The sequence below is a fragment of the Caballeronia sp. ATUFL_F2_KS9A genome (genome assembly GCF_023630765.1).
In the GTDB taxonomy this organism is placed as follows: Bacteria; Pseudomonadota; Gammaproteobacteria; order Burkholderiales; family Burkholderiaceae; genus Caballeronia; species Caballeronia zhejiangensis.
Genome location: NZ_JALQEK010000049.1, coordinates 42,581 through 60,331 on the forward strand (window position 1 = coordinate 42,581; position 17,751 = coordinate 60,331).

The following is a 17,751-nucleotide window of genomic DNA, read 5'->3' on the forward strand; positions in this document are numbered from 1 at the left end:
GCGATACGGGCGCGATGCGCGTCAGGGCATCGCTTTGCCGCGCACAAACTGGAGACGACTTTGACTAGTGCATCACGCAACGCTTCTCCGTTGATCGAGAAGCACACCATCGGCTATGTGCCGCCCGAGGATCGTCACGGCAAAGTGCGCGACCTGTTCACGCTATGGTTCGGCGGCAATATCGCGCCCTTGCCGATCGTGACGGGCGCGCTCGGCGTGCAGATCTTTCATCTGAACCTGCTGTGGGGCATCGTTGCGATCGTCGTCGGACAGGCGGTCGGCGGCGTGCTGATGGCGTTGCATTCCGCGCAAGGGCCGCAAATGGGCATTCCGCAGATGATCCAGAGCCGCGCGCAGTTCGGATCGTGGGGCGCGTTGCTCGTGACCGTCATCGCGGGCGTGATGTACGTGGGCTTCTTCGCGTCGAACATCGTGCTCGCGGGGAAGTCGCTGCATGGCATCGAGACGTCGGTGTCGGTGCCCGTGGGCATCGTGATCGGCGCGCTGGGATCGGGACTGATCGGCATCATCGGATACAAGTTCATTCATATCCTGAACCGCATCGGGACGTGGGTCCTCGGCATCGGCATTTGCGTGGGCTTCGGCTACATCCTCACGCATGTCTCGACGGACGATTTCCTCACGCGCGGCGGCTTCAACTTCGCCGGCTGGCTCGCGACGGTATCGCTTTCCGCGCTGTGGCAGATCGCGTTCGCGCCTTACGTGTCCGACTATTCGCGCTATTTGCCGGCGACCGTGCGCGTCTCGTCGACGTTCTGGGCGACGTATCTCGGCTGCACGATCGGCTCGACGCTCGCCTTCGTGTTCGGCGCGGTCGCGGTGCTCGCGGTGCCGCCCGGCGCCGACGCGATGGATGCCGTGAAGCTCGCCACCGGACCGCTCGGCCTGCCGATGCTCGTGTTGTTCCTGTTGAGCGTCATCAGCCACAACGCGTTGAACCTGTATGGCGCGGTGCTCGCGGTGATCACGTCATTGCAGACGTTCGCGTATCGCTGGATTCCGACGGCGAAAGCGCGCGCCGTGTTGTCGGTCGCGATTCTCGTCGCGTGCTGCTATGGCGCGATCGGCGCATCGACGAACTTCGTCGCGAATCTCGTCGATCTCGTGCTTGCGCTGCTCGTCGTGCTGGTGCCGTGGACCGCGATCAATCTCATCGACTTCTATGTGATCCACAAAGGCAAGTACGACATCCAGTCGATCTTTCAGGTAGACGGCGGCATCTATGGACGATTCAATCCGCAGGCGTTGATCGCTTATGCGATCGGTATCGTCGTGCAGATTCCGTTCATGAACACGCCGATGTATGCGGGCGCGGTGCCCAAGTATCTCGACGGCGCGGATCTGTCGTGGATCGTTGGATTGCTGCTGACGTCGCCGGTTTATTACTGGCTTGCATCGCGCGATACGAGTTATCGGCGCAGGCAGAACGGTGCGCGTGTGGCGTCGAATGTGGCGCGGTGATTCATAAGCGATGTCGGGCGGGACTCTTTCCCGCCCGACAATTCTGTTGTAACCCCGGCTGCATTTACGTCGAGTGTGCACATGCACATAATCGCGTCACCTGCTGCGAAAACCCTTCGCGGCGCATCGAGGCGGTGACGATCCCAGGCTTGCCGAACGGCGGCCTGCAAGTGCGGTTCAGTGATTCTGATTCGTTGCGGCACACATCGCTCCTCCTCGCACACGCATTCAGGAGCTTGTCATGTCGAACGATCGTCCTCTCCGGACGGCTTCGCGCCGTCATTTCATCGGCGTCGCGGCGGCGAGCATCGCGGCGAGCGCATTGAGCCGCGTCGCATTCGCCGATTCGATCCAGAGCACGGCGGACATCGTGCAAGTGAAGAGCGGCGACAAGACCGCGATTCGCCCGCTTCGCATCCACGCAACGGATGCGCAACTCGCCGATCTGAAGCGGCGCGTGCAGTCGACGCGCTGGACCGAACGCGAAACCGTCGCCGATGCCTCGCAAGGCGTGCAACTCGCGACGATGCAGCAACTCGCGCGCCATTGGTCGACCGCTTACGACTGGCGCAAGGTCGAAGCGCGGATCAACGCGGTGCCGAACTTCGTCACCGAGATCGACGGACTCGACATCCACTTCATCCACGTTCGCTCGAAACATGCGAACGCGTTGCCGATGATCGTCACGCACGGCTGGCCCGGCTCGATCATCGAGCAACTGAAGATCATCGATCCGCTGACGAATCCGACCGCGCATGGCGGCAATGCATCGGATGCGTTCGATGTCGTGATTCCGTCGCTGCCCGGCTACGGATTTTCCGGCAAGCCGGCGACGACCGGCTGGGACCCGCAGCGCATCGCGCGCGCATGGATCGCGCTGATGCAGCGGCTCGGCTACACGCGCTATGTCGCGCAGGGCGGCGACTGGGGCAACGCGGTGACCGAGCAGATGGCGCTTATCGCGCCGCCGGAACTGATCGGCATGCACACGAACATGCCGGCGACGGTGCCGGACGATATCGCCAACGCGCTGAAGTACGGCAATCCCGCGCCCGCGGGTTTGGCCGGCGATGAAAAGCACGCGTTCGATCAACTCGATTACTTCTACAAACACGGCCTCGGCTACGCGCAGGAAATGGCGAATCGGCCGCAGACGCTGTATGGCATCGAGGATTCGCCGATCGGTCTCGCGGCATGGATGATCGATCACGACGCGGCGAGCCAGGCGCTGATCGCGCGTGTGTTCGACGGACAGGCGGAGGGTCTCACGCGCGACGACATCCTCGACAACATCACGCTTTATTGGCTGACGAACACGGGCGTTTCATCGGCGCGGCTGTACTGGGAAAACAAGCTCAACTTCTTCGCGCCGAAGCATGTTGCGATTCCGGTGGCGGTGAGCGTGTTTCCGGACGAGATCTATGCCGCGCCGCAAAGCTGGACGGAGAAGGCGTATCCGAAGCTGATTCACTACAACCGTCTGGCGAAAGGCGGGCATTTCGCGGCATGGGAGCAGCCGCAAGCCTTCACGGATGAAGTTCGCGCGGGCTTCCGTCCGCTGCGTTCGGCGTAAAGGCGGCGCATCGCGGTCAGCGCGCGCATGGACGCGCGGCCGATGCATCGGGCGGAACCCTGTCACAATCGCAATCTCCGACGTTTCTCGACGATGCGCTCGGGAGTGCGATTGACCGGGCCGTCTCATCCGATTGCGGCGCGCGAGGTGCGCCGCGCGTGTTTCTCCATGACAAGGAGCAAGCGATGCCAACGATGCAGGCAGTGCAGGTAACGAAAGCGAATGGTCCGCTGGAAGTCGTCGAGCGCGATGTGCCGGAACCGCCCGCCGGACACGTGCTCATCAAGGTGCAGGCGTGCGGGATCTGCCACAGCGATTCGCTGACCGTCGAAGGACTCTGGCCGGGTCTGCAGTTTCCGCGCGTGCCGGGACACGAGATCGCAGGCGTGATCGAGAAGCTCGGCGCGGACGTCGAAGGATGGGAAAAGGGTCAGCGCGTCGGCGTGGGCTGGCACGGCGGGCATTGTGGCCATTGCGAGCATTGCCGGCACGGCGACTTCGTGCTTTGCCAGCGCGCGCTGGTGCCGGGCATCAGCTATGACGGCGGCTACGCGGAATACATGGTGGCGCCGCAGGAAGCGCTCGCGCGTATGCCCGACGATCTCTCCGACGTCGATGCCGCGCCGCTTCTTTGCGCGGGCATCACCACGTTCAATGCGCTGCGCAACAGCGGCGCGCGCGCGGGCGATGTGGTCGCGGTGCTCGGCATCGGCGGGCTCGGTCATCTGGGCGTGCAGTTCGCGCGCAAGATGGGCTTCCAGACGGTGGCCATCGCGCGCGGACAGGACAAGGCGCCGCTCGCGAAGCAACTCGGCGCGCATCATTACATCGACAGCGAATCGCAGAACGTGGCCGACGCGCTCAAGGCGCTCGGCGGCGCGCGCGTGATACTCGCGACGGCGACGAGCGGCAAGGCGATGAGCGCGACCATCGGCGGGCTGGGGCTGAACGGCAAGCTCATCATGGTCGGGATATCGGAAGAGCCGGTCGAGGTGCCGATCACGCAGTTCATCATGGGGCGCAACTCGGTGCAGGGCTGGCCGTCGGGCACGGCGGCGGACTCGCAGGAAACGCTCGCGTTCAGCGCGCTGTCGGGCGTGAAGCCGATGATCGAGGAATATCCGCTGTCGCGCGCGGGCGAGGCGTATGAACGGATGATGAGCGGCAAGGCGCGGTTCAGGGTTGTGTTGACGCCGGGGAAGTGAGGTGAGCGAAGCCCCGCTGGGCGGGGCTTCGAAAGCCGCCTAATCCCCCTCCCTCGTCAACAGACACCAGATCGCGAAAAACGGCACATCACCCGACCGCATCGCGTGCGGATTATTCCGCACGTTATGAATCCCGCCGCCGATGCCCGGATCGCGCCATTCTCCGCCGTTCTGCCGAAACTCGCCCGGCGTGAACAGCACATAAGCTTCCTCGGGCGGATGACTGTGATCCGGATAACGCGTATGCGGCAGCATCAGCGAAAAGCCCAATTGCACGTCATAACGGCTCTCCGCGCCGCCGGGACCGCAGATCATGCCGTGCACGTGTGCATCGATATAGCCGTCGCTACCGTTCAGGCCCGATGATCGGCGCGACCAGCCGAGATCGGGTTCGAGCGCCTTGATCGCGCGCGCGGCGGTGCCGAAGCCGGTGTCATCGTCGATGAAAGGCGCGAGCGTCGCGTCGAGCCATTCGCATGCGGGATAGCGCGTGCGATGCCGCGCGCCATCGTCGGATGGCGTCCGCAATCGCTCGAACACGCGCGCCGCGACGCGACGTCCCGCTTCCGGCAGCTTCTCCGATTGAAACAGCTTCTCCGCGATGGCGATGTAAGCCGCCACGTTCTGCGCACGACGATTCATGAAGCGCTCTCCGTCACAACCAGTCGGTCTCGAAGCTGCATGCCGTGAGCGGCACGCAGCCGTGCTCCGTAAGCACCACTTGTTCCTCCAGTTTCACGCCCTGACATCCGCCTTCCGCGCCGATATAGCTTTCGATGCACAGCGTCATCCCCGTTTCGAAGACGCCGTCATAGCCCGCGCTGTCCCAATCGACCTGATGGGCGATGGCCGGCGCTTCATCGACCATGCCGATGCCATGCGCGATGCAGCTATACCGGTTCTTCACGTACGGCGCGGGAATCTTCCACGCCTTCTCGGAGAACTCGCGATAGGTCATGCCCGGACGCAGCAGGTCCATGTTGAAATGCACCTGAGAATAAGCCAGTTCGTACAGCTTGCGTTGCTCGTCGGATGGACGCGTGTCGCCCACCGTCCAGGTGCGCGAAATGTCGGAGCAGTAGCCGTGCGGGCCGACCATGTCGGTATCGAAGGCAAGCAGTTCGCCGTTTTGCAGCACGCGCGACGAACATTCGCGCATCCACGGATTGGTGCGCTCGCCGGACGCGAGCAGTCGCGTCTCGATCCATTCGCCGCCGTGACGGATGTTCTCGAAGTGAAGATGCGCCCATAGCTCCTGCTCGGTCATGCCGGGCCGAAGCTCGCGACGCATCCGTTCGATACCGGCCTCGCACGCGCGCAGCGATTCGCCGATCAGCACGAGCTCGCCCGCCGACTTGATCGCGCGGGCGTCTTCCATCATCGCCTGACCGTCGAGCAAGGTAAGGCCGCGATTGACGAGCAGCGCCGAGCCGATCGGATCGAGCCGGTCGACCGCGAGCCGGCTGTCGCCGCGCGCGTGCGCGCGAAACACATCGACGATTTCGTTCGCCCACACTTCGGCGCGGCTTTCCGCTTCGTGGCCCGCGCTGAAATAAATCCAGCTCACCGCGCCGCGCATTTCGACGTTCAACTCGATGCCGTCCCAAACGTGCTCGCAGCTATGAAACTCCCACGCGACGATGCGGCCATCCGCGAACACCATGATGTAGCGCGACGGATTGCGCGCGGTCCATATCTGCATGTTGGACGTGTCCGTCGCATAGCGGATATTGACGGGGTCGTACAGCAGGATCGCGGGACATTCGTGTCGCTTCAATTGCGCAAGCACGCGCGCGAGCCGATAGGTTCTGACATCGCGCATCGTCCGCACCGGGTCTTCGACCGCCATGTGCGCGTCTCCTCACAGTTCCAGTACGAGGTCCGAAGTCGGACGGCTGCAGCACAACAGGCGAAATCCCTTCTGGACTTCCCTTTCGCGAATGCCGCCGTTGTGATTCATGTCGACGGTGCCTTCGAGCACCTTGGTCTTGCACGTCCCGCACATGCCCTGACTGCACGATGACGCCACCGCGACGCCCGCCTTCTTCGCCGCCGACAGCACCGTTTGCGATGCGTTCATCGTGAACGATTTCGACGAGCGCGACAGCTTCACGGTGAAGGTTTCCTGCGCAACGCCGGCTTCGTTCGGCGAAGGCGCGGGCGCGACGCCCGCACCGATATCGAAGCTTTCCTGGTGATAGCGCGCCGGATCGTGACCGCCTTCGCGAAGCAACGTCCGCACCGCGCTCATGTAGCCGGCCGGGCCGCACGTGAAGACCTCGCGCTCCAGATAGTCGGGCGCCCATTGCGACAGCAATTGCAGGCTGAGACGGCCGATCGGACCTTGCCACTGCGTCTCGTCGCCGATGCCTTCGCACACGAAGAACACGCGCAGGCGCGGCGAGAGCTTCGCGAATCGCGCGAGTTCATCGCGGAACACGATATCCGCAGGCGTACGCGCGCTGTGGATGAACACGATGTCGCGATCCAGCCCAAGGTCGATGCTCGCGCGCGTCATCGACATGAGCGGCGTGACGCCCGATCCCGCCGACAGAAACAGCGATTTCCTCGCGGGCGCGACGCTCGGCGTGAAAGCGCCGGAAGGACCGTATGCACGCAGTTCGCTGCCGGGCTTCATGTTGTCGTGCAGCCAGTTGGACATCGTTCCGCCCGGCACGCGCTTCACCGTGATCGAGAGCAAAAACGGGCGCGTCGGTGCGGAGGAGATCGTGTAGCAACGCTCGACCGAATGCCCTTGCACCTTCGCCGACACCGTCATGAACTGGCCCGGTTCGAACCGCACGGGCAGGCCGTCGGCGGTGCGGAATTCGAAGCTCTTGATATCGTGCGTTTCGTCGACGACGCGGCAGCACGTCAGCGTCTGTTGCTCGCCGCTCGGCCATAGCTTGCCGCCATGTTCCCAGGTGGCGGCATCGGCGAGGCGATCGTCGAGATCGACCGCGGGAGCAAAAATTCTGTCGACGGGATTCATGGCGCGAAAAAGAGTGCGTTGGCGATGAGCGAAGTATTGGATCGCCCATAAACACCGTCAACGCGCTTTATTTTCCGCGTTCCATTACTTGATGTTATGCGTCAGCCGTCGACCGGCGCGACGGGCGTTTCGAGCTTGAGCTGATAGAACGCCGCATCCAGCCAGCGGCCGAATTTGAACCCGGCTTCGGTGATCGTTCCCGAATGCGTGAAGCCGAGCCGCGTATGCAGGCGGATGCTGCCCGCATTCGTCGCATCGACGCAGCCGACGAGCACATGCACTTGTGCTTCGCGCGCGCGCCGGATCAGTTCGCGCAGCAGCCGCTCGCCGAGCCCGAGGCCACGGCAATCGCGATGCACATAGACGCTGTGCTCCACGGTGTACTTGTAGGCGGGAAACGCGCGGAACGTGCCCCAGCTCGCAAAGCCCATGAGCTTGCCCGACGCATCGACGGCGCCGACAACCGGAAACCCGCCCGCGCGTTTCGCGGCGAACCACGTCGACATGGCTTCGGCTGGGCGCGGCACGTAGTCGTACAGCGCGGTCGAGTTGACGATGGCTTCGTTCAGTATGTCGAGGATGGCCGGCGCGTGTTCGGCCTCGTTGCAATCGATGAGGCGCACGTCGTCGTGCGGATCGGTGGTGTTCATTCGATATCCGTTCAGGCTTAAGATGAATCAGTTGGCGGACGCGTCGCCGATGGCGAGAATGTAGCGCGCCGCTTTCGAAGCCGGGTTGCTGAAGATGAGCGGGCGGTCGAGGCGCATCGCGAGGCAGTCGCCTTGCTGAAGCGCGTGAAGCTCGTCGCCGATCACGATGTCGATGCGTCCGCTCATCACCCAGACTTGCTGGTGCATGTTCGATTCGCGTCCGCCGGTTTCATACGCGACGCGCGCGCCCGGCGGAAAGTCCACTTCGACGAGCTGAAACGGCGACGGCCAGCCCGCAGGCGATAGATTGCGGCGCGTATAGCCGGATTCGGGATCACGCCATTTCAATTGCTGGCGGCGCCGCGCGAGCGGTTGCGCGGGCGCGCCTTCCGCTTCCCCGCCGAAAAGGCTCGCGAGCGATACGCCCAGGCCCGCCGCGAGCTTGTCGAGCACGACGGCGGTCGGGCTGGCCGCGCCGCGCTCGATCATCGAGATCATCGAGCGGCTCACGCCGCAGCGCGCCGCGAGCGCGTCCAGCGTGTAGCCGCGCGCGGCACGCAACTCGCGGACGCGATCCGCGATGCGCTGGTTGATGTCGGCTTCAGCGGAAGGCTTGACGGTATCTAGCATAGTGGACGGAGTGTCCAATAAACTAGACGTCGATGTCAAGCGAAAGCGGGCTTCGCTGCACGAAGACAGCGAAGCCCGCCGATCACGCCTATAACCGGTTCAGATCAGCCGTACACGGGGAAGCGCTTGGTCAATTCCGCGACCTGCTGACGAACGCGTTCGAGGTTGCCCGCGTCTTCCGGGCTTTCGAGCACATCGGCGATCAGGTTGCCCACGATCTCCGCTTCCTTCGTGCCGAAGCCGCGCGTGGTCATCGCGGGCGAGCCGAGGCGCACGCCGCTCGTGACGAACGGCTTCTCCGGATCGTTCGGAATGGCGTTCTTGTTGACCGTGATGTGCGCGGCGCCGAGCGCGGCTTCCGCTGCCTTGCCGGTGATCTTCTTTGCGCGCAGATCGACAAGCATCACATGGCTTTCCGTGCGGCCCGAGACGATACGCAGACCGCGCTTCACGAGCGTTTCGGCCAGCACGCGCGCGTTGTCGACCACGCGCTGCTGATATTCCTTGAACTCCGGCGACAGCGCTTCCTTGAACGCGACGGCCTTCGCGGCGATCACATGCATCAGCGGACCGCCTTGAATGCCCGGGAAAATGGCCGAGTTGATCTGCTTCTCGAACTCGGCCTTCATCAGAATGACGCCGCCGCGCGGGCCGCGCAGGCTCTTGTGCGTGGTCGTCGTGACGAAATCGGCGTGCGGCACCGGATTGGGATACACGCCCGCCGCGATCAGGCCGGCATAGTGCGCCATGTCGACCATCAGATACGCGCCGACGCTCTTCGCGATCTTCGAAAGACGCTCGAAATCGATCTTCAGCGCAAACGCCGACGCGCCCGCGACGATCAGCTTCGGCTTGTGTTCGTTCGCGAGTTGCTCGGCCGCTTCGTAGTCGATGTCCTCGGCTTCGTTGAGGCCGTAGCTCACGACGTTGAACCACTTGCCCGACATGTTGACCGGCGAGCCGTGCGTGAGGTGGCCGCCGTGCGCGAGGCTCAGGCCCATGATGGTGTCGCCGGGCTTGAGCATCGCGAAGAACACGCCCTGATTGGCCTGCGAGCCGGAGTTCGGCTGCACGTTCGCGGCTTCGGCGCCGAAAAGCTCCTTCACGCGATCGATCGCGAGCTGCTCCACCACGTCGACATATTCGCAACCGCCGTAATAGCGCTTGCCCGGATAGCCTTCCGCGTACTTGTTGGTGAGCTGCGAGCCTTGCGCTGCCATCACGGCCGGGCTCGTGTAGTTCTCCGACGCGATCAGCTCGATGTGATCTTCCTGGCGTCGGTTTTCATTCGTGATGGCCGCCCAGAGTTCCGGATCGACGTTTTCAACGGTGCTGGCTGCGCGATTGAACATGATGGTACCCATGTAAGAGAGAAGCGGGTTGCTGCGGGAACGCGTGACTGTCCCGTATTCCATCGAAAGCCGGCTCGCGCGGATAGAAGAATTACGACATTGCGCTGGAATGCGGGCACCTGCGCATTCGCCGCAAGTGAATGCTTATTTCATCGGGCGGCTGATTCGCATCAACGTGAACGCGTGACGCAGCTCGAAGCCGAGCCGTTCGTACAGCGCGATGGCGCTTTCGTTGTGACTGAAGACATGCAGAAACGGCGTGTCGCCGCGCTCGCCGATTTCCTTGCGCAGGATGTTCATGAGCCGTCCGGCCAGGCCGCGTCCGCGGCAACGTTCATCGACGCACACCGCGCTGATCTCCACATGACCGTCGATGGCCATGCGCTCGCCCGCCATCGCGATGAGTTCGCCTTGCTCGCGAATCCCGATGTAGCGGCCCATTTCGCGCGTGCGCCTGCCGAACGGACCGGGTTTCGTGCGTTGCACGAGCGCGAGCATGGCGTCGATATCGGCAGCGCCGAGCGCGATCACGTCGCGGTCGTCGATGCTTTGCGTGAAACGCGACGTCGCGATCATCTGATGGATGGTGCCGACGCGCTCCGCGTGCAATGCGCCGATGTCCGCGAACGCATCCGCCGACAGCATCGCGACGTGTTCGCCGGGTTGCAGCAGCGCGTGCAGCGCGCGCCAGGCATCGGGTGTATCGGAGGCGATGGCCCCGAACGGCGCGACATCCGGATGGAAACGCCGCGCGAGTGTGTCGCCGAGGCCGAGATGCGCCTGCTTCGTGGTCAGCGCGGTCCAGATCGGGCGGTCGAGTGCGGCGTGGGTCGGGCGGATCATATCGGCTCCGGTTGCGAAAGGTGATCGAATGCCGATCACTTTAGGCGAGTCGGAGCGTTCCGGCTATTGTCGGAAATGACAGTTTCGGGGGCATTTGCGCCAAACGAAACGCGTCAGGGGTAGCGCGCTTCGTCCAGATCGGCGATGAGCGTCGGGCCTGTCGGTTTCCATCCGAGGCGCGCCTGCGTCAGCGCGCTCGACGCGGGCATGTCCAGGCCGACGAACATCGCCATCCAGCCGAAATGCGCGGCTGCATCGTCCGGAGAAATCGACGCGACCGGCAGCTTCAGCCCGCGTCCGAGCGCTTCGGCAATCGCGCGGCTCGCGATGCCTTCCTCGCCGACCGCGTGATAACGCGCGCCGCTTTCCGCCTTCTCGACGGCGAGCCGGTAGAGCCGCGCGGCATCGGAGACATGGCCCGCCGGCCAGCGATTGCCGCCATCGCCCACATAAGCGACGACGCCCTTGTCGCGCGCAATGCCGATGAGCGGCGTGATGAGACCCTGCTTCAACGGATCGTGAACCTGCGGCAGTCTCACCACCGACACGTTGATGCCGGAATCGAGCAGCGCGTTCCCCGCCAGTTCGGACGCGATGCGCGGATTCGGATGACGCGTGTTGAAGACGTCCTCGCGCGCCGGTTCGCCGTGCTCGCCGCTGCCCATGCCGGTGCCCGACGTGATGACGAGCGGACGATTCGTGCCCGCGAGCGCCGATCCGAGCGCGGCGATCGCGCGCTTGTCCTTTTCGCAGTTCTCGACGAAGCGCGAGAAGTCGTGATCGAAGGCCGTGTGGATGACCGCATCCGCCAGCGCCGCGCCGCGCGCGAGGCTTTCCGGATCTTCCAGCGTGCCGCGATGCACTTCGGCGCCGGCATCTTCGAGCGCCCGCGCGCCCGCATCCGAGCGCGTGATGCCGATCACCCGATGACCCGCGTTGATCAATTCGTGCACCAAGGCCGAGCCGATGAAGCCGGTCGCGCCCGTCAGAAAAATTCGCATGGTGAAGCTCCCTGGTCGAATGGCGCTCACTATCCGACGTTTTTTTATCCCGTTAAAGTAGTGACGTCATCCTATTAAAACGACTAACAGGGTTTCATATCCGTGGATACGGCCAGATCGCTCGGCGATTTTCTGCGCAGCCGGCGCACGCGTCTCGATCCGGCGAGCTTCGGTTTCGCCGGACGCCGCCGCACGCCCGGCCTGCGCCGCGAAGAGGTCGCCCAGCGCGCGAACATTAGTCCGACCTGGTACACGTGGCTCGAGCAGGGACGCGGCGGCGCGCCGTCGGCCGATGTGCTGGAGCGCATCTGCGGCGCGCTGTTGCTCACCGATGCCGAGCGCGAGCATCTCTTCATGCTCGGGCTGGGACGGCCGCCGGAGGTCCGTTACCGGTCCGCCGATGGCGTCAGTCCGCGGCTTCAGCGTCTGCTCGATTCGCTGCAGACGAGCCCGGCTATCGTCAAGACGCCGACGTGGGATGTCGTCGCGTGGAATCGCGCCGCGGCCGTCGTGCTGACCGATTACGGCACGCTGCCGCCCGGCGGGCGCAATATCCTGCGATTCCTGTTCCGCAATCCCGATGTCCGCGCGCGGCAGCACGACTGGGACAGCGTCGCGCGCTTCGTCGTCGGCGCGTTCCGGGCGGACGTGGCGCGCGCGGGGCTGGTGTCGGAAGTCGGCGAGCTCGTCGAAGAGCTTCGGCACGCGAGTCCCGAATTCGACGCGCTCTGGCGCGACAACGACGTCCACAGCCACGAAGAAGGCGGCGGCATCAAGCGTCTGATGCATCCGGCGCTCGGATCGGTCGAGCTGGAATATTCGGCGTTTTCCGTCGATGGCCGGCCGGATCTCGGCATGATCGTCTACACGCCCGTCGACCGCGAGATGGCCGAGCGGATCGGCCAGCTCGCCGCGAGCGCGTGACGCTTCAGAACTTCTCCACCCACGGCCGCAGCTCGATTTCCCACGTCCACGCGCTGCGATGCTGGCGCAGCACATCGAGATAGGTTTGCGCGATGGCGTCGGGATCGAGCGTGCTGTCCGGCGCGTCGGGCGGATCGGCGCGATGTTCGGCGCGCACGCCGCCGTCGATCACGAAATGCGCGACGTGAATGCCCTTCGGCGCCAGTTCGCGCGCGGCGCTTTGTGCGAGGCCGCGCAACGCGAACTTGCCCATCGCGAAGGGCGCGGACAGCGCGAAACCCTTGACGCCCGCCGTCGCGCCCGTCAGCAGGATCGCGCCTTTGCCGGCGGGAATCATGCGGCGCGCGGCCTGCTGGACGGCGTGAAACGCGCCGAGCGCCGAGACGGCGACAGCCTGCGCGACTTCTTCGGCATCGAGTTCCGCGATGGGTCCGCGCACGCGCCCGCTCGCGTTGTAGATGACGATTTCCGGCGCGCCGATGCGGGCTTCGGCCTGGGCGAAGAGCGTTTCCATCTGACCGGCATCGGATGCATCGACGGGTAGCGCGATGGCGCCGGTCTCATCGACGAGTGCCGCGAGCTTTTCGACATTGCGCGCCGCGATGACAACCGGAACGTTTTCGGCGCGCAGACGCCGCGTAAGAGAGCCGCTGATGCCTGGCCCGGCACCGACGATGAGGGCGCTGCGGTAGGGAAGTGTGCTCATGGTTTCACGCTCGGACGAGAGGTGGAACCGATGATAACTGGGGTGGGAAATCGGCGCGCGGACCGGCTGCTGCGGGGCTGTTTTTGATGAAAGCCGATGGGTTTCTCAGCGCGACGTGATCGTCGCTACATCCGGCGCGCTGACGAACGGTGGCACGCTCGCGGCGCAGCGGAATACGAGCGTCAATGCGGGCAGCGCAAGACCGATGCAGGTCATTGGCGCATCAGCAAAAAAGGGATTCTGACTCGGCAACGCGGCGCGTGTCGGACGTTGGTGATCTGAACATCGTCAGCGTGCAGGATGTGACCACGAGCAGCGCGCATCGGAGCAGCGCGGGCGGCGGGTTCACGATTCGTCAAGCGGAGGCAGCGCGAGCTTCGGCGCGCAGAACGCGCGTTGTATGCGCTTGATCGTGATCACGTAGATCCGTGATCACGGCCCTCGATGTCGCTGTACGTCGGCGTGCCAGTGTACTCAAGCTGTTCTGCGGTGCGTCCGCGGCACTTGCAATCACCGCGCCTTTCAGATCGATGTTGCCCTTCACATCGACGTTAAAGCCGCCTTCGCCGGCCAGAATCTCGGCCCGCTGATTGACCTACGCATAGTCGCCGTCGGCGTGACGCGCGAGGCCGAACCGCAGCCGACAGCACGACGGAATGACTCTCAACATCTGACCCGTATTGAAATGGTCCAACGATAGTCACAATCTTTTTCTGATTGAATGGAAAGATCAGGAAAGGATTATTTACGGCCACGACGGAGACGGCGATAGTAAGAAGTTTCCGTCGGTCGTCCGAGAAGGCGAAGAAAAAGTAAAAGGACGGATCGTAGTTAATCAGAGCACGGCTCATTCACCGGGCCGGGTTCAGGCGCTCATGAGCGTCGTTCATGGTGATGACGACGCTCTCTCCACGTCCGACACACGCATCAGCAGCGGCGTTCTGCTCGGCCTTGGTCGGGTAAGTCGCTCGGGTTTGGCGTATGGATGTTGTCGCCGCCCGCGACGGTTTTTTTGTTCCATTCAGACCTAGAAGTTAGTTGATGATTTACCGAAAAAGGCTTGCGGCTCTGTCGTTCACAGCCCTGATGTCGCTCGCAGCAAATGCGCAGCAAATTCCATTCACAGACGAAGCCGCCGCCGCGCGCGCGAATGCGATACAGGATCAGCAAATCCAGCAACAACGCGAGGCACAGCAACGCGAATCGGCGATTCGAGCGCCGGCCTTGCGCTCGGAAATCCCTGACGAGAAGCGATATCCGTTGCTTCCTTCAGAGACGCCGTGCTTTCGCATCGACGCCTTCGAGCTCGATGTGCCGCAAACGCTGCCCGAGCCGATTCGGAAGCAGGGCGCATCATCGCTGCCGCTCGATCCGTTCGCGTTCGCCCGCGAGTGGCTCGACCACTACAAAGGTCAATGCATCGGCAAGGACGGCGTGAACGTACTGACCAAGGCGCTTCAGCAGGCAATACTGAGCCGCGGACTGATCACGACGCGTGTGCTGCTGCCCGAACAGGACCTGTCGACCGGCACGCTCAAGTTCGCTCTGATCCCCGGCGTGATCCGCGAATTGCGCTTTGCCGATCCCAACACGTCGGGCACATGGAAGACCGCTTTTCCGGCGCGTCCCGGCGACGTGCTGAACCTGCGCGATCTCGAGCAAGGCCTCGAGCAGATGAAGCGCGTCGCGAGCCAGGACGTCGACATGAAGGTCGATCCGACCAGCTCGCCCGGTGAGAGCGATGTCGTCATCACCGTCAGGCGCGCCAAGCCTTGGACGTTCGTCGCCTCTGTCGACAACTCCGGCAGCCGTGCAACCGGCAAGTGGCAAGGCAACGTCAGCCTGGGCATCGACAATCTTCTTGGACTGAACGACATCCTGAGCGTAGGCGCGAATCAGGACCTGTACTTCGACGACAAGACTTTGGGCTCGCACGGCTTCAACGGTTCCTACTCGATCCCATGGGGCTATTGGACCGCGACGCTGTATGGCAACACGAACACTTACTATCAGCAGATCGCCGGTGTGAATCAATCGTTCGTGTCGAGCGGCAATTCGCAGAGCGCGGGGCTCAAACTGCAGCGCGTGCTGCGCCGCAGCCAGAGCGACGTGCTCAGCAGCTATATGCAACTCTCGAAGCGCTTCGGTGCGAGCTTCATCGAAGACACGGAGATCGGGCTACAGCGACGCAACAATACTTTCCTCGAACTGGGACTGACCGATCGACATTACTTCGGCGGTGCACAGTTCGACGCGACATTGGCGTATCGCCAAGGCATCGGTGGTCTGGGCGCGAGACCCGATCCGGAACCGGATCCTTACTCCATATCCACGCGCGCACCGACCTACCGCTTCAAGATGGCCGTGCTCGATATGAACCTGTCGATGCCGTTTGCCATTGCGAAGCAAAGCTTCCGCTACGTGACGACCGTACACGGGCAATACACCAACGATCAGCTTTACTACGTCGACGACCTGACGATCGGCAGCCGCTACACCGTGCGCGGCTTCGACGGCGAACAAATGTTGGCCGCAGAAAAAGGCTTCTACTGGCGCAACGAATTGCAGATGCCGATCGGACAGACGCGCCAGTCGCTCTACGTCGGCGTGGATTACGGTCGCGTGTTCGGCCCGAATACCGAGTTTCTCGCGGGCACGCAGCTCGTCGGCGCGGTGATCGGCGTTCGCGGCGGCATTCCGTCGAAGTACGCTGGGTTCAGCTATGACTTCTTCGCGGGCATGCCGATTTACAAGCCGTCTTCACTCGAGACATCGCGCGTGACGGTCGGATTTCAGATGACCGCGCAATTCTGACGCGCGATCGACCTCGGGCTGCATTGCATGGTCAAGACACTGCGGCCCAAATAACAAAGGAGAAAACATGGCCAACGAGAAGAGTCTGACGCTCGCGTCGATTCATGCGACAGCGAAGGCGCTCACTGCCGGACTGCTGCTCGCGCTCGCCGCATGTGGAGGCGGAAGCGGCAGCGGACTCTCGGCTGTCGAGAACAACGGCAACGGGGCGACGGGAGGGACATCGTCGAATTCGGCGGATACGGCATCGACTTCATCGGACGCGCCCACATCATCCAGTGCGGCCGCGAGCTTCTTCAACAGCATCTTCTTGAAGGACAGCGGCAGCGGCTTCTATCAGTTCGATGCGAACTATCCCGGCAGCGGAGGCTACACGCCCGTCGCTTCGGGCAGAACCCGGTTCTACGTCGACAGTGATAGCGACGACAACTTCATCGCAGAGACCACAACGATAGCGGGCGCATATACGCAAGACTATGAGACGCAGCTGTATATCACGGCGGAAGGTGCGTTCACGTCGCGATCGACCCCCTACATCCATTTCGGTTCGAACTCGAAGATCTTCCAGAAGCTATCGCAAGGTTATGAGCTCGGCATGCGAGGCATGTCGACGGCCTTGGAGCGAATCACGATCAAATTGGACGACGTATCGGGTCTGCCGATCTCGGATGCCATTCGCAAGGACGAGGGTCCGGCCGTCAACGGACTGCCGTTTCTGCTTGCCGCCGACAAATCGCCGATGCCGAAGGGATCCATCATCTATCAGTTGCCGTACACGGTCGTGACCACGCACTTGTGGGCGAACCTGACAAAGGGGAAGGATCCGTTTGCGTCTCTGGAGGAGATCCAGGCCAGGACCGGAGGGGCCATCCAATCGTTGGGCGGCTATCGCTATCTGCAGCCCGCGCCGAACAGCATGATTCATATCGAGTACGACGGGGCTCTGTACCACGGTGAACTGGTGAAGGCCGGTGACATCCACGATGTCGTTCCGGCTGCGTATAACAGCATTGCCGCGGATTTCATCGCGCAGCGCGAGGCAGTTGCGCTCGCAAAGTAGTGAAGAAAGGAGAAGGAAGCACAATTGTTCCTTCTCCCGTCGACGGTGCGGCTTCAGTTCTTCACGCTTTCACGCCGTGCAGCAGGCTGCCGATGGCGTCGAGCGACTTCGTCACGTTGGTCAGATCGACCTTGGTGTACTGCGATGCATCGACCTGCGTCACCGGCGCCACGTTGATCTGCGGGCTCGCGAACGCGAAGCCCGTGATCGAGTTGGCGTTGATGCCGTTGTTCTGGAAGATGCTCGCGCCGCCGACGATGGCGCCCATTTCAGCGCGACCAAGTTCCTTGCTGACGGCGAGGTTTTCGATTCTCAACATGATGTCTCTCCTGATGACGTGAATGGCTGTGTGAGGGCTTACAGCTTCACGCCGCCGAGCACGCTGCCAACCGCATCGATCGACTTCGTGACGTTGGTCAGATCGACGTTCGTGTGCGTCGAGGCATCGACTTGCGTGACGGGCGCGACGTTGGTCTGCGGGCTGGCGAACGAGAAGCCGCCGTTGACATTGGCGTTGAC

The 17,751-nt window shown here is 63.1% G+C and carries 16 protein-coding genes; 6 read left to right on the plus strand and 10 right to left on the minus strand.

The genetic code is table 11. The features are described 5' to 3' along the window. Positions 1–60 precede the first annotated feature (60 nt). From NCS67_RS28365 to NCS67_RS28375, 3 genes are all read left to right on the plus strand, one after another. The gene (locus NCS67_RS28365; protein ID WP_008346231.1) at positions 61–1,482 is read left to right on the plus strand and encodes a purine-cytosine permease family protein; all 1,422 of its coding nucleotides are present in this window, start codon (positions 61–63) and stop codon (positions 1,480–1,482) included. 241 nt (positions 1,483–1,723) lie between these two features. Further along, positions 1,724–3,055 (plus strand): epoxide hydrolase family protein, encoded by a 1,332-nt coding sequence (locus NCS67_RS28370; protein ID WP_250437556.1) that lies wholly within the window; start codon positions 1,724–1,726, stop codon positions 3,053–3,055. Between the two features lie 185 nt (positions 3,056–3,240). Beyond that, the gene (locus tag NCS67_RS28375; RefSeq protein WP_008346234.1) at positions 3,241–4,260 is read left to right on the plus strand and encodes an alcohol dehydrogenase; all 1,020 of its coding nucleotides are present in this window, start codon (positions 3,241–3,243) and stop codon (positions 4,258–4,260) included. Positions 4,261–4,299: 39 nt separating this feature from the next. On the opposite strand, the gene NCS67_RS28380 is transcribed toward NCS67_RS28375, so the two are convergent. The 8 genes from NCS67_RS28380 to NCS67_RS28415 all read right to left on the minus strand — a co-directional run bounded on the left by NCS67_RS28380 (position 4,300) and on the right by NCS67_RS28415 (position 11,728). Then, positions 4,300–4,902 (minus strand): dimethylsulfoniopropionate lyase, encoded by a 603-nt coding sequence (locus NCS67_RS28380; protein WP_008346237.1) that lies wholly within the window; start codon positions 4,900–4,902, stop codon positions 4,300–4,302. 13 nt (positions 4,903–4,915) lie between these two features. Next, positions 4,916–6,109: a M24 family metallopeptidase gene (locus tag NCS67_RS28385; RefSeq protein WP_250437557.1), complete on the minus strand. Its 1,194-nt coding sequence runs from the start codon at positions 6,107–6,109 to the stop codon at positions 4,916–4,918. Positions 6,110–6,121: 12 nt separating this feature from the next. Further along, positions 6,122–7,252, minus strand: coding sequence for an FAD-binding oxidoreductase (locus NCS67_RS28390; protein WP_250437558.1), 1,131 nt, complete (start codon positions 7,250–7,252; stop codon positions 6,122–6,124). Between the two features lie 101 nt (positions 7,253–7,353). Then, positions 7,354–7,902, minus strand: coding sequence for a GNAT family N-acetyltransferase (locus NCS67_RS28395; RefSeq protein ID WP_250437559.1), 549 nt, complete (start codon positions 7,900–7,902; stop codon positions 7,354–7,356). Positions 7,903–7,929: 27 nt separating this feature from the next. After that, the gene (locus tag NCS67_RS28400; RefSeq protein WP_008346244.1) at positions 7,930–8,532 is read right to left on the minus strand and encodes a helix-turn-helix domain-containing protein; all 603 of its coding nucleotides are present in this window, start codon (positions 8,530–8,532) and stop codon (positions 7,930–7,932) included. A 104-nt stretch (positions 8,533–8,636) separates the two neighbouring features. Further along, on the minus strand, positions 8,637–9,884 hold the full coding sequence (glyA, locus tag NCS67_RS28405) for a serine hydroxymethyltransferase (RefSeq protein WP_008346246.1): 1,248 nt from the start codon (positions 9,882–9,884) through the stop codon (positions 8,637–8,639). Between the two features lie 144 nt (positions 9,885–10,028). After that, on the minus strand, positions 10,029–10,727 hold the full coding sequence (locus NCS67_RS28410) for a GNAT family N-acetyltransferase (RefSeq protein WP_250437560.1): 699 nt from the start codon (positions 10,725–10,727) through the stop codon (positions 10,029–10,031). Between the two features lie 113 nt (positions 10,728–10,840). Continuing rightward, positions 10,841–11,728 (minus strand): SDR family oxidoreductase, encoded by an 888-nt coding sequence (locus tag NCS67_RS28415; protein ID WP_250437561.1) that lies wholly within the window; start codon positions 11,726–11,728, stop codon positions 10,841–10,843. 102 nt (positions 11,729–11,830) lie between these two features. On the opposite strand from NCS67_RS28415, the gene NCS67_RS28420 reads away from it, so the two are divergent. Continuing rightward, positions 11,831–12,652: a helix-turn-helix transcriptional regulator gene (locus NCS67_RS28420; protein ID WP_175980266.1), complete on the plus strand. Its 822-nt coding sequence runs from the start codon at positions 11,831–11,833 to the stop codon at positions 12,650–12,652. A 4-nt stretch (positions 12,653–12,656) separates the two neighbouring features. Here the strand turns inward: NCS67_RS28420 and NCS67_RS28425 are convergent, their stop codons facing one another. Beyond that, positions 12,657–13,358, minus strand: a complete 702-nt coding sequence (locus NCS67_RS28425; protein ID WP_250437562.1) for an SDR family NAD(P)-dependent oxidoreductase — start codon at positions 13,356–13,358, stop codon at positions 12,657–12,659. Positions 13,359–14,399: 1,041 nt separating this feature from the next. Between NCS67_RS28425 and NCS67_RS28430 the strand changes: the two genes are divergently transcribed. Beyond that, positions 14,400–16,172 (plus strand): ShlB/FhaC/HecB family hemolysin secretion/activation protein, encoded by a 1,773-nt coding sequence (locus tag NCS67_RS28430; RefSeq protein ID WP_250437563.1) that lies wholly within the window; start codon positions 14,400–14,402, stop codon positions 16,170–16,172. Positions 16,173–16,239: 67 nt separating this feature from the next. After that, entirely contained in the window at positions 16,240–17,232 is a 993-nt protein-coding gene (locus tag NCS67_RS28435) for a hypothetical protein (protein ID WP_250437564.1), read from the plus strand. A gap of 61 nt (positions 17,233–17,293) precedes the next feature. On the opposite strand, the gene NCS67_RS28440 is transcribed toward NCS67_RS28435, so the two are convergent. Further along, a complete protein-coding gene (locus NCS67_RS28440) occupies positions 17,294–17,551 on the minus strand; it encodes a hypothetical protein (protein WP_008346261.1) in 258 nt (85 codons plus the stop codon). Between the last annotated feature and the right edge of the window lie 200 nt (positions 17,552–17,751).